The organism is Shewanella khirikhana, from assembly GCF_003957745.1.
GTDB lineage: Bacteria > Pseudomonadota > Gammaproteobacteria > Enterobacterales > Shewanellaceae > Shewanella > Shewanella khirikhana.
In genome coordinates this window covers 2,334,378-2,346,654 of record NZ_CP020373.1, presented here as the reverse complement: position 1 = coordinate 2,346,654, position 12,277 = coordinate 2,334,378, and the positions used below count along the sequence as shown (strand labels likewise).

Genomic DNA, 12,277 nt, shown 5'->3' with positions numbered 1-12,277 from the left:
ATACCGTATGGCAGCGGGAAGCCCGATTGGTGAGAGGTGAGGTATGGATATTGCATTAGCTGGCGCACCGTCGCCACAGCAGCAACAGCAAAGAGCTGAACTGGCCGCAACGTCTGTCAAACCTATGGCTCCAAAGGATGCGGAGCTTAAACGACAGGATTTGGCACAGCCAGTGGATGGTGCTCAAAAGGCCAATGCCAAGGCGCAGGAAGAAGAGCGGAAGGCCCGGCAGGATGAGCTCAACGCCCTTGCTGACGATATGTCGAGTATGATGTCCTTTATGCGTAAGGGCCTGGCGTTTCGCGTTGACGATAAGTCCGGCGAACCCGTGGTCAGCGTGTTGGACGTAGATTCGGGAGATGTCATTAGACAAATCCCCAGTGAAGAAGCGCTCAAGCTTGCCCAGAAACTCACAGAGGTTACCGGCCTTTTGATGAAAACTGAGGCATGACAGCGATGTAAACAGAGGTTGTTATGGCATTAACTGCAACAGGTATTGGTTCCAATCTGCCGATTAACGACATGGTTTCGGCCATTGTTAACGCAGAGAAGACCCCGAAAGAGGCGCTGTTCAATCGGACAGAAGACACCATCAATGCCAAGGTTTCTGCCATAGGCACCTTAAAGAGCGAACTGGCCAAGTTTCAGGATGCCCTGAAAAAACTGCAAAAGGGCAGTGAACTCAGTATTCGAAAGGTCAATACCGGCGACAGCCAGTATTTTAAGGCCACAGCCGACAAGTTTGCCCAAAATGGCACCTACGCCATCAAGGTAGAGCAGCTTGCCTACGCCCATAAAGTAGCTGGTACCAACACCGCTGCTGCCACCGATACAGTCGGTGAAGGTCGGCTCGACTTTACCATCAACGGTGAGAGCTTTGGTGTCGATGTTGACGCTGCCGACGACCTCAATGCCATTGCCAAAAAAATCAATGATGCCAGCGATAACAAAGGCGTAGTCGCGACTGTTATCACCAGCGATGCCGGCAGCCGTCTGGTGTTTTCCTCAGAAGAAACCGGTACGGCCAACCAAATCAGCGTCACCGCTACCGACACCACAGGCACAGGGCTGAACGACATGTTCAATGGTGCCAACCTGTCTGAGCTGCAGCCGGCTCAGGACGCCATTCTCTACGTTGATAACCAGAAAATCACCTCTGCCAGTAACGAAGTTAAAGGCGCCATTACCGGTGTTACCCTGGAGCTGACCAAAGCCGATGTGGGTGAGGTCGGAACCCTGACAATCAGTCAGGACGATGAAGCGGTAAAAGAGAATATTACCGGCTTTGTCGATGCCTACAATGCGCTGTTGGACTCCATCAACAAGCTCTCGTCTTACGATGCCGACAAGAAAAAGGCCGCGGCGCTGCAGGGCGACTCGATGATCCGCTCTCTTGAATCGCAGCTTCGCAAGATGATCAGCGAACGGGTCGATGTGGGCGGTAAAACCGTTGCCCTGTATGACATGGGCATCAAAACTGACAAATATGGCAAGCTGGAAATCGACAGCACCAAACTGGACAAAGCCATTTCTGAAGATATGGCGTCCCTGGAAGGGCTGTTCTCCACCGAAGACACCGGCCTTGCCAATCGCCTGTCTGATCTTGCCAACACCTATACCAAGGCTGGCGGTGTCATCAGCACCCGCAACGATACCTATAACGGTGAAAAGCAGCGCCTTGACGATCAACGTGAGGCATTCAGCCGTAAAATGGCGTCTCTGGAAGCCAGGCTCTTTAAGCAATTCAATAACATGGATCTTGTGGTTGCCAGCCTCAACCAACAAACCAATGGCCTGATTGACCGGTTGAATTCGCTCCCCGGCGTAATTAAGAGCTAAACTTAAGGACGAGGCATGACACAGGCTATCCGAGAGATTAACTCGCAGCTTCAGACACTGTTTGCGGCATTGGAAAACATCACGGCAGAAGATGAACGTTGTGACGACTTGGTATCACAATTGCAAGAGACCATCGTCAAGCGTCAATTTTTATTGCAGAACCTGACCGATGCCGATGGTGGGGCCGACAAAGCCTTTCTGGAAGCAGAGTTAATGCTCAGCCAGCGTTTTATGACGCAGGCCCGGGCACTGAAGGATCACCGGCAGCAAATTTTGCATGCCAGCAGTAAAAGTAAACGCCAACTCAATGTTTACAGAACAATCGATGCAAATAGGTAGGTACATATGAGAGGGTCACTGCAATCATATCGTAAGGTTTCACTGGAAAGTGAAATTGCCGTTGCTTCCCCCCATCGTATCATTCAGATGATGTTTGCCGGTGCGCTGGAGCGTCTGGCACAAAGCCGTTATGCCATCGAGCAAAACGATTTGGAAAGCAAGGGTGTGTTTATCAATAAGGCCATTGGCATCATTACCGGGTTGTCCAACAGCCTGAATATGGAAGCCGGTGGGGAAATCGCCCGCAATCTGAACGAGCTTTACGATTTTATGCTGCGCAGAATAAGCGAGGCCAACCTCAACAATGACCCTCAGGCCATTGACGATGTGATGGCGGTGCTGCGGACCATCAAAGAGGGTTGGGATGCGATTCCCGCTGACCAACACCATCTGACGTCACACAGCGAAGCTGTTTGATTTTTGAGTAAAAAACACGCATAAAAAGAGGCGCACCCGGTGCGCCTTTTTTGACTCTAGCCAGAGAATTGACCAAAAGGGTCGGAACAGAGGGAAAATTGGTCTAGAATCAGAACCAAAAGAGTTTATTGTAAAGCAGAGACTTGCTTCTCGATTGCCGATAATACAATATTCGACATGGTGTGAATGACCGGCAGTTTTTCCCCGGAGTAACAGCATTGACGCCCTGTGAGCAACTAACACAAATAATTAATGCGATTCATTAGATATTCGAGCGTTACGGCCAACTGAATGATGCAGACAGACCAGAGAATCTTGCTTGTAGGAACCCAGACAGAGCGTTTGACCCGTCTTTCCTGCATTCTTGAATTTTTAGGCGAACAGCTGGTGTTCCAAGTCGCTTCCGGCGTGGAAGATCAGGTTAAAGAGACCCGCTTTCGGGCTCTGATTGCCGACCTTAACGAATTTCCCCTGGAAAAAGTCAAAGCCTTGGCTGCCCAGCTGCCGTGGCAGCCGATCCTGCTGCTTGGCGATATCGATACCGTCTCCGGTAACCTGATTGGTACCATAGAGGAGCCCTTCAACTATCCACAGCTGACCGAGCTTTTGCATTTCTGTCAGGTGTTTGGCCAGATGAAGCGCCCGGACGTACCTACCAGCGGTAACCAAACCAAGCTGTTCAGAAGCCTGGTGGGGCGCAGCGATGGCATTGTCAATGTACGTCACCTGATTAACCAGGTTGCGCCTTCTGACGCCACTGTGCTGGTGCTGGGGCAGTCCGGTACCGGTAAAGAGGTGGTAGCCCGCAATATCCACTACCTGTCTGAGCGCCGTGATGGCCCCTTTATTCCGGTTAACTGCGGCGCTATTCCACCCGAACTGCTTGAAAGTGAACTCTTTGGTCACGAAAAAGGCTCCTTTACCGGCGCTATTAGTGCCCGTAAAGGCCGGTTTGAGCTCGCCGAAGGTGGCACCCTGTTCCTCGATGAAATTGGCGATATGCCGCTTGCCATGCAGGTAAAACTGCTGCGGGTGCTGCAGGAGCGTGTTTTTGAGCGGGTAGGGGGCAGCAAGCCCATCCAGTCCAATGTGCGTGTGGTGGCAGCCACCCACAGAAATCTTGAAAAGATGATTGAAGAGAACGAGTTCCGTGAAGACCTCTTCTATCGCCTTAACGTATTCCCCATCGAAATGCCGGCGCTGTGCGAGCGTAAAGAAGATATTCCACTGCTGCTGCAGGAGCTGGTAAGCCGGGTCTTCAACGAAGGCCGTGGCAAGGTGCGCTTTACTCAGCGTGCCATTGAATCGCTTAAAGAACACGACTGGTCCGGTAACGTGCGGGAACTGTCGAATCTGGTTGAGCGACTGACAATCCTGTATCCGGGCGGCCTGGTTGACGTGAACGACCTGCCGGTTAAATATCGTCATATTGATGTGCCTGAATACTGTGTTGAAGTCAGTGAGGAAATGTTGGAGCGGGATGCACTGGCGTCGATTTTCAACGACGACGAGCCGGTTGAAATCCCCGAGACCCGTTTCCCCAGTGAGTTGCCTCCGGAGGGGGTAAACCTGAAGGATCTGCTGGCAGAGCTTGAAATCGATATGATCCGTCAAGCACTGGAGCAGCAAGACAACGTTGTGGCCAGGGCGGCTGAAATGTTGGGAATACGCAGAACCACGCTGGTGGAAAAAATGCGTAAGTATGGAATGAGTAAGGATTAATCTCACACTTTAAGTAAAAGGATTTACGCCCCTTTCCCTTGGTGCCACTCTGGCACACTATCTGCATCCACCCCGTTAACAACGACTTTTTGACGGGGTGCGTATGTCAGCCAAAGCTTTAGCCAAGATTGCCGAATTTCCGCCGCAGGCTCGCCTGAAACAGGTGAATGCCGGCGTATCGGCGTCGTCTGAGCAAATGGCTCATATCCTCGAAGCCATGCCGTCCGGCGTGGTCATTCTCAATGAAGAAGGCATAGTCACCCTGGCAAATCCGGTGGCGGCCTCTTTACTGGAGCGGCCGCTGGAAGGCGAGCGCTGGATCAATGTGATAAGCCGCGCCTTCTCACCTCAGGATGACGACGGCCACGAAGTGTCCCTCAAAAATGGTCGCAGGGTGAAGCTGGCGATTACGCCGCTGGAGCGCGGTCAGCTGATTGTACTGACCGATTTGACCGAAACCCGGCTGCTGCAGCGTAATCTGGCGCACATGCAGCGACTGTCGGCGCTTGGCAAGATGGTGGCGACCCTGGCACATCAAATTCGTACGCCGCTGTCGGCGGCACTGCTTTACGCCGCCAATCTTGGCAGTCCGCGCCTGAACAATGAGGCCCGGGGCAAATTCCAGCAAAAGTTGGTGGACCGATTGAATGAGCTTGAGCGCCAGGTCAACGACATGCTGCTGATGGCTCGCGGCAAAGTGGAAGCGCCCATGGAGCCTATGGTGCTTGAGGATATTCTCGCGCCTGTAGTGGCCAGCTGTGCGCCCATTGCCGAGTCAAGCGGCTGCGCGGTGAAATTGCAGGATGAAACTGGCGGCGCCTTGATGGCCGCAAGCCAGAGTGCGCTCAGCTCCGCCATCAATAATCTGGTGATGAACAGCCTCGAGGCCGGTGCCAAGCATATTCTGCTCCACGGCAGCGTGCGCGATAACGCCCTGATGCTGGCAGTGGTGGACGATGGCAAGGGGCTGGAGTCCGGTACCGAGTCCCAGGTGATGGAGCCGTTTTTTACCACCAAAAGCCAGGGCACCGGCCTTGGTCTGGCCGTGGTGCAAACCGTGGTACGCAACCACGGCGGCGAGCTTAAAATGCAGTGCGCGGCCAATCGTGGCTGCAGTGTCATGCTTAAATTTCCACTGATTACCCATGCCGAGGAGGTTCGCCATGGCTGAAGGCAAACTGTTGCTGGTTGAGGACGATGCCTCGTTGCGCGAGGCACTGCTCGACACCCTGATGTTGTCGCAGTTCGACTGCCAGGCGGCTGCCAGTGCAGAAGAGGCGATTATTGCGCTCAAAGATCAGCGCTTTGATATGGTGATCAGCGATGTGCAGATGGAAGGTATCGGCGGCATGGGCCTGCTGGGTTACCTCAAACAGCATCACCCCAAAATTCCGGTATTGTTGATGACGGCGTTTGCCACCATCGACAGCGCCGTCAGTGCCATTAAACTGGGCGCCGTGGACTACCTTGCCAAGCCCTTCGCCCCGGAAGTGCTGCTCAATCAGGTGACCCGTTACCTGCCGCAAAACGCCGACAAGGGCGATCCTGTGGTAGCGGACGAGAAAAGCCTGGCGCTGCTGGCGCTGGCTGGCCGCGTGGCAAAGTCTGATGCCTCTGTGATGATCCTCGGGCCATCCGGCTCGGGTAAAGAGGTGCTGGCACGCTATATCCACAACCACAGCCTGCGGGCCGATGGGCCTTTTGTGGCCATTAACTGTGCCGCCATTCCAGAGAACATGCTCGAAGCCACCCTGTTTGGCTATGAAAAGGGCGCCTTTACCGGAGCCTATCAGGCCTGTCCGGGTAAGTTTGAGCAGGCCCAGGGCGGCACCTTGCTGCTCGATGAGATTTCAGAAATGGATCTGGGGTTGCAGGCCAAATTGCTGCGGGTGTTGCAAGAGCGTGAAGTTGAGCGTCTCGGTGGCCGCAAGACCATCAAGCTGGACGTGCGGGTACTGGCTACGTCCAACCGCGAGCTTAAGGCCATGGCCGAGCGCGGTGATTTCCGTGAAGACCTGTACTATCGCATCAACGTATTTCCGCTGGCCTGGCCTGCGCTGAATCAGCGTCCCAAAGATATTCTGCCACTGGCGCGGCACTTGCTTGGCCGCCATGCGGAAAAGCTCGGCACCTCAGTGCCTGAGCTGGATGAGTCGGCCTGTCGGCGTCTGCTGGCGCACCGCTGGCCGGGCAATGTGCGTGAACTCGATAACGTGGTGCAGCGGGCACTGATTTTGTCTGCCGGCGAGCTGATTTCTGCCCAGGACATCATTATTGACGCCATGGATGTGACCCAGATTGCCCAGGAAGAACCAGTGGCCCGCGCTGAGCCAGAGGGCCTTGGCGATGAGCTTAAGGCGCAGGAGCACGTGATTATTCTTGAAACCCTCAGTCAGTGCCGTGGCAGCCGCAAGCTGGTTGCCGAAAAGCTTGGCATAAGTGCCCGCACCCTGAGATACAAGATGGCCAGAATGCGGGAAATGGGCATTCAGCTGCCGGCTTAGGCGGTAAAATCAGCAAAAAAGCAGGCTTGGCCTGCTTTTTTTGTTTTTTGGCAAGCCTTTTGCTTTACACCTGTTACAGAGATTAATCCCGTCAAATTCATGGCGAAGGGAGCAGGATATGCAAATAGGTCCAACTTCATTTATGCAGGAAATGCAGGCACTGCGCAGCGAAATCAGCCCCCTTGGTGGCCAGGAGCTGCAACCCCTTCGTCAGGTGGGTAATACCAGCGGCGCCGATTTCGCCAGCTTATTGGCCCAGGCTGTGGGCCAGGTCAACGAGCTGCAGCAAACCTCCTCAGGCCTGGCCACCCGCCTGGAAATGGGCGACACCCGCGTTACCCTTTCCGACACCGTGATTGCCCGCGAAAAAGCCAGTGTGGCTTTCGAAGCCACAGTGCAGGTGCGCAACAAGCTGGTGGAAGCCTACAAAGAAATCATGAGTATGCCCGTCTAAGTCGGCCATTGAAGGATAACCAACGTGAGCACTGATATGATTGTGAGCACCGACGACGGTATGAGCGGTGTACAACAGGAAAACAAGTCCGGCGTGTTGGGCGGCTTTGGCGGCACCGACATGATGCGCCAGATCACCATGATCCTCGCCCTGGCCATTTGTTTGGCGCTGGCGGTGTTTGTGATGATGTGGGCGCAGGAGCCTGAATACCGTCCTCTGGGTAAGTTTGAAGCCCAGGAGATGATCCAGGTGCTCGACGTACTCGATAAAAACAAGATCCCCTACAAGGTGGATTTTGATGTGCTGCGGGTGCCGGAAGACAAGTATCAGGATATACGTCTGCTGCTGAGCCGCGCCGGTGTCGACGCCGCTTCCGGCAGTGAGAAAGACTTCCTGACCCAGGACATGGGCTTTGGTGTCAGCCAGCGTATGGAGCAGGCGCGCCTGAAGCACAGCCAGGAGCAAAACCTCGCCCGTGCCATTGAAGAGCTTAAAAGCATCAGCCGCGCCAAGGTGATTCTGGCGCTGCCTAAAGAAAACGTATTTGCCCGCAACAAGTCTAAGCCCAGCGCCACCGTGGTGGTGACAGTGCGCCGTGGCGGTCTCGGTCAGGAAGAAGTCGATGCCGTGGTGGACATAGTGGCTTCTGCAGTGCAGGGGCTTGAACCTACCCGGGTGACAGTGACAGACTCCAACGGCCGCCTGCTCAATTCAGGCAGTCAGGATGGGGTGTCTGCCCGTGCCCGCCGTGAGCTTGAACTGGTAAAACAAAAAGAGGCCGAATACCGCGCCAAGGTAGACGCCATTCTGATGCCAATTCTCGGGCCGGAAAATTTCACTTCCCAGGTGGATGTGACCATGGACTTTACCGCCGTGGAGCAAACCGCCAAGCGCTTTAACCCTGACTTGCCCGCCGTTCGCAGTGAAATGACCCTGGAAACCCAGAGCACAGGCGAAGGCAGCATGGGGATCCCGGGTGCGCTGTCCAATCAGCCGCCGATGGAGTCCAACATACCCCAAACCCTGAAAGAAGCGCAGGATCAACAGCAGGCCAACGGTAACTCTCACCGCGAAGCCACCCGTAACTATGAGCTCGACACCACCATCAGCCACACCCGTCAACAGATTGGCACAGTGCGCCGGGTGAGTGTGTCGGTAGCCGTAGATTTCAAGGCCGGCGATGCCAATGGCGAAGGTCAGGTGAGCCGCGTGCCCCGCACTGAGGCCGAGCTTGCCAATATCCGTCGTCTGCTGGAAGGCGCTGTGGGCTTTACCACTCAGCGCGGCGACAGCATAGAAGTGGTTACTGTGCCCTTTATGGATCAGCTTGTTGAAGAAATGCCCGAGCTGCCCATGTGGGAACAGCCCTGGTTCTGGAAGGCGATGAAGCTTGCATCCGGTTCGCTGGCGATTCTGGTGCTCATTCTGTTTGTGGTGCGGCCGCTGCTGAAGAAACTGCTGCTCGCCGACAAGGTGGACATGCCGGAAGATGGCCGTCTGGGGCATGAGCTGGCTGAAATTGAAGATCAGTTCGCCGCCGATACTCTGGGCATGCTCAACACCACCGAAGCCGAGTACAGTTATGCGGATGACGGCTCAATCCTTATCCCGAACCTGCATAAAGATGATGATATGATTAAGGCTATCCGCGCTCTGGTTGCCAACGAACCTGAGCTTTCCACTCAAGTCGTGAAGAATTGGTTGCAACAGGAAAATGGCTGAAAATAAAGAAAAATCTGAATCCGGGATCAAAGCAAGCGATCTGTCCGGCATTGAGAAAACCGCGATTTTGCTGCTGAGTCTCAGTGAAGCTGACGCCGCGTCAATTCTGAAACACCTTGAGCCCAAGCAGGTGCAAAAGGTGGGTATGGCCATGGCGGCGCTGGAAGACTTTGGGCAGGAAAAGGTTATCGCCGTTCATAAGCAGTTTTTGGATGATATTCAGAAGTTTTCCTCCATTGGCTTTAACAGCGAAGAGTTCGTGAGAAAGGCGCTGACCGCGGCGCTGGGTGAAGACAAGGCCGGCAACCTGATTGAGCAGATCATCATGGGCAGCGGTGCCAAGGGTCTTGACTCGCTCAAGTGGATGGATGCCCGTCAGGTGGCTTCTATTATTCAGAACGAACACCCACAAATTCAAACCATTGTGCTTTCTTATCTCGAGCCGGATCAGGCGGCGGAGATTTTCTCCCAGTTCCCTGAAAACACCCGTCTCGACCTGCTGATGCGCATCGCCAACCTCGAAGAGGTACAACCGGCGGCATTGCAGGAGCTGAACGACATCATGGAGAAACAGTTTGCCGGTCAGGGCGGTGCCCAGGCGGCGAAGATGGGCGGTCTCAAGGCGGCGGCCAACATCATGAACTATCTGGATACCGCCATCGAAAGTCAGCTGATGGAAACCATGCGCGAAACCGACGAGGAAATGGCGCAGCAAATCCAGGATCTGATGTTTGTATTCGAAAACCTTATCGATGTGGACGACCGTGGTATTCAGGCCTTGCTGCGTGAAGTGCAGCAGGACGTACTGATGAAGGCACTTAAAGGCGCCGACGATCAGCTCAAAGACAAAATCCTCGGCAATATGTCCAAACGGGCTGCCGAACTGCTGCGTGACGATCTTGAGGCCATGGGCCCTATCCGCATCAGCGAAGTTGAGCTGGCCCAGAAAGAAATTCTGTCCATTGCCAGACGCCTGTCTGACGCCGGTGAAATCATGCTCGGCGGTGGCGGCGGTGAAGAGTTTGTTTAATGACTGACACCAAGCGCCCCAAGACAGTCCTCAGAGGGGAAGAAAAGGACGAATTCAGCCACTGGCGCTTACCGGAGATGTCCGGTGATATGCCCAAGGCGCCAGAAAATATGCTTGGGCGTCGCCCCGGTGAAGTCTATGTGGCGCCCGAGGAGGAAGAGTTTCGTCCGCCGACCCTCGCTGAAATTGAGGCCATACGTCAGGAAGCTGAACTTGAAGGTTTTGAAGCGGGTAAAGCTGACGGTTACGCCGAAGGGCTGGAAGCCGGACGCCTGCAGGGGCTCAAAGAGGGCCACGAAGAAGGCTTGCGTCAGGGCCAGGAGCAGGGGTTGTCTGAAGGCCTTGCTGAGGGCAAAGCCATGCTGGCCCGGTTTGAGTCGCTGCTTGGGCAGTTTTCGGCGCCGCTTTCCCTGCTTGATAACGAAATTGAGCAGGAGCTGTTGGAGCTGTCGATGACACTCGCCAGGCAGATTTTGCTGCATGAGCTGAAAACCCATCCCGAACATATTCTTGCTGCCCTGCGTCAGGGCATCGACTGTCTGCCGGTGAAAGATCAGCAAGTCAAAATTCGCCTGAATCCCGACGATTTAACCCTGGTTAATGGGCTTTATGAGCACAGCGAGCTTGAGCGCAAGCGCTGGGAGCTCGAATCGGATCCGCTGCTTGAGCGCGGCGAACTGGTGATTGACAGCCATCGTTCTCGGGTCGATATGCGCCTCGAAGAGCGAATTGCTGCTGCGTTGGCGACGCCGGCCGAACGGCTCGAAGCCCTTGGACGTGATGCCCGGATCCAGCAGGAAAAACTCGCCCGCGATGAGGCGCCAACGGCTCAGGCGACCAGCGAGCCGCAGGAGCAGATTGAACACAGCAGCGGCGCCGAACAAGCCAGCGCCGGGGAGGGCGAAGATGATAGCCCGCAAACACCACCTGCTGAATAACTTAAAGCAGCTTAAACAAGCGCTTCCCATGTCGCATCCGGTTGCCGAAGGCCAGCTGGTGCGGGTGGTCGGGCTGACTCTGGAAGCCAGCGGTTGCCGCGCTCCGGTCGGCAGCCTGTGTGCCATCGATACCATGGGCGGCGAGCTGATTGCCGAAGTCATCGGCTTCGATGAACATCTTCTTTACCTGATGCCCATTGAAGAGCTGAAAGGGGTGCTGCCCGGTGCCCGGGTGCGGCCGCTCGGTGAGCAGGGCGGTATTGCCGTGGGCATGTCGCTGCTTGGCCGTGTGCTCGATGGCGGCGGTGAACCTTTGGACGGTCTTGGCCCCCTTGGCACCACAGATGTCGCCCCGCGCCATGGCCCAGCCATCAACCCCCTTGCCAGGCGGCCAATCCACGAACCCCTCGATGTGGGCATTCGCGCCATCAATGCCATGCTGACCGTCGGCAAAGGCCAGCGGATGGGATTGTTCGCAGGCTCCGGCGTCGGTAAGTCCGTGCTGCTTGGCATGATGACCCGCGGCACCACTGCGGATGTGATTGTGGTGGGCCTGGTTGGTGAACGTGGCCGCGAAGTAAAAGAATTTATTGAAGAAATTTTGGGCCCTGAAGGCCGTGCCCGCTCGGTGGTGGTGGCCGCGCCCGCCGACACCTCGCCGCTGATGCGCCTGCGTGCCTGTGAAACCTCCACCCGCATTGCCGAATATTTTCGCGATCTTGGCTTTAACGTATTGCTGCTGATGGATAGTCTGACCCGTTATGCGCAGGCCCAGCGGGAAATCGCCCTTGCCGTGGGTGAGCCGCCTGCCACCAAGGGTTATCCACCGTCGGTGTTTGCCAAGCTGCCACGGCTGGTTGAGCGCGCCGGTAACGGCGGTCCGGGTCAGGGCTCTATCACCGCCTTTTACACAGTGCTGACCGAAGGCGATGATTTGCAGGACCCGATAGCCGATGCGGCCAGGGCTATCCTCGATGGTCACATAGTGCTGTCGCGTACGCTTGCCGATTCCGGGCATTATCCAGCTATCGATATTGAAGCCTCCATCAGCCGTGTGGCGCCCATGGTGATTAGCCCGGCGCATCTTGAAGCCATGCGCAAGGTGAAGCAAACCTATTCGCTGTATCAGCAAAACCGTGATCTGATTTCCATCGGCGCCTATGCCCAGGGCAGCGACCCCCGCATCGACAATGCCATCAGGTTGCAACCGGCAATGAACGCCTTCCTGCGTCAGGGAATGCGTGATGCCATCAGCATGGGTGACAGTGAAACCATGCTTGGCCAGCTTGCGGCCCAGTGCAGGGGGTAATCC

At 55.5% G+C, this 12,277-nt stretch carries 12 protein-coding genes; all 12 read left to right on the top strand.

Annotated features, from left to right (window positions below):
• Nucleotides 1-43: 43 nt before the first annotated feature.
• The 12 genes from STH12_RS10290 to fliI all read left to right on the top strand — a co-directional run bounded on the left by STH12_RS10290 (nucleotide 44) and on the right by fliI (nucleotide 12,274).
• A complete protein-coding gene (locus STH12_RS10290; RefSeq protein ID WP_126167462.1) occupies nucleotides 44-451 on the top strand; it encodes a flagellar protein FlaG in 408 nt (135 codons plus the stop codon).
• A 23-nt stretch (nucleotides 452-474) separates the two neighbouring features.
• Nucleotides 475-1,839, top strand: coding sequence for a flagellar filament capping protein FliD (gene fliD, locus STH12_RS10285; protein WP_126167461.1), 1,365 nt, complete (start codon nucleotides 475-477; stop codon nucleotides 1,837-1,839).
• Nucleotides 1,840-1,854: 15 nt separating this feature from the next.
• Nucleotides 1,855-2,178 carry a hypothetical protein gene (locus STH12_RS10280; protein WP_126167460.1) on the top strand — a complete coding sequence of 108 codons (324 nt, stop codon included), beginning with the start codon at nucleotides 1,855-1,857 and terminating at the stop codon, nucleotides 2,176-2,178.
• A gap of 6 nt (nucleotides 2,179-2,184) precedes the next feature.
• Nucleotides 2,185-2,595, top strand: coding sequence for a flagellar export chaperone FliS (fliS, locus tag STH12_RS10275; protein ID WP_126167459.1), 411 nt, complete (start codon nucleotides 2,185-2,187; stop codon nucleotides 2,593-2,595).
• A gap of 291 nt (nucleotides 2,596-2,886) precedes the next feature.
• Nucleotides 2,887-4,317 carry a sigma-54 dependent transcriptional regulator gene (locus STH12_RS10270; RefSeq protein WP_126167458.1) on the top strand — a complete coding sequence of 477 codons (1,431 nt, stop codon included), beginning with the start codon at nucleotides 2,887-2,889 and terminating at the stop codon, nucleotides 4,315-4,317.
• A 103-nt stretch (nucleotides 4,318-4,420) separates the two neighbouring features.
• Entirely contained in the window at nucleotides 4,421-5,488 is a 1,068-nt protein-coding gene (locus STH12_RS10265; RefSeq protein WP_126167457.1) for a sensor histidine kinase, read from the top strand.
• Nucleotides 5,481-6,821 carry a sigma-54-dependent transcriptional regulator gene (locus STH12_RS10260; RefSeq protein ID WP_126167456.1) on the top strand — a complete coding sequence of 447 codons (1,341 nt, stop codon included), beginning with the start codon at nucleotides 5,481-5,483 and terminating at the stop codon, nucleotides 6,819-6,821. The genes STH12_RS10265 and STH12_RS10260 overlap by 8 nt, the downstream gene beginning before the upstream one ends.
• 118 nt (nucleotides 6,822-6,939) lie before the next feature.
• Entirely contained in the window at nucleotides 6,940-7,275 is a 336-nt protein-coding gene (fliE, locus tag STH12_RS10255; RefSeq protein WP_126167455.1) for a flagellar hook-basal body complex protein FliE, read from the top strand.
• A 36-nt stretch (nucleotides 7,276-7,311) separates the two neighbouring features.
• Nucleotides 7,312-8,997, top strand: a complete 1,686-nt coding sequence (gene fliF, locus STH12_RS10250; protein WP_164551294.1) for a flagellar basal-body MS-ring/collar protein FliF — start codon at nucleotides 7,312-7,314, stop codon at nucleotides 8,995-8,997.
• Entirely contained in the window at nucleotides 8,990-10,027 is a 1,038-nt protein-coding gene (gene fliG / locus STH12_RS10245) for a flagellar motor switch protein FliG (RefSeq protein ID WP_126167453.1), read from the top strand. Before fliF ends, fliG begins: the two co-directional genes overlap by 8 nt.
• Nucleotides 10,027-10,965 (top strand): flagellar assembly protein FliH, encoded by a 939-nt coding sequence (fliH, locus tag STH12_RS10240; RefSeq protein WP_126167452.1) that lies wholly within the window; start codon nucleotides 10,027-10,029, stop codon nucleotides 10,963-10,965. Before fliG ends, fliH begins: the two co-directional genes overlap by 1 nt.
• Nucleotides 10,934-12,274 carry a flagellar protein export ATPase FliI gene (gene fliI / locus STH12_RS10235; protein WP_126167451.1) on the top strand — a complete coding sequence of 447 codons (1,341 nt, stop codon included), beginning with the start codon at nucleotides 10,934-10,936 and terminating at the stop codon, nucleotides 12,272-12,274. The genes fliH and fliI overlap by 32 nt, the downstream gene beginning before the upstream one ends.
• The last annotated feature ends 3 nt before the right edge of the window (nucleotides 12,275-12,277 follow it).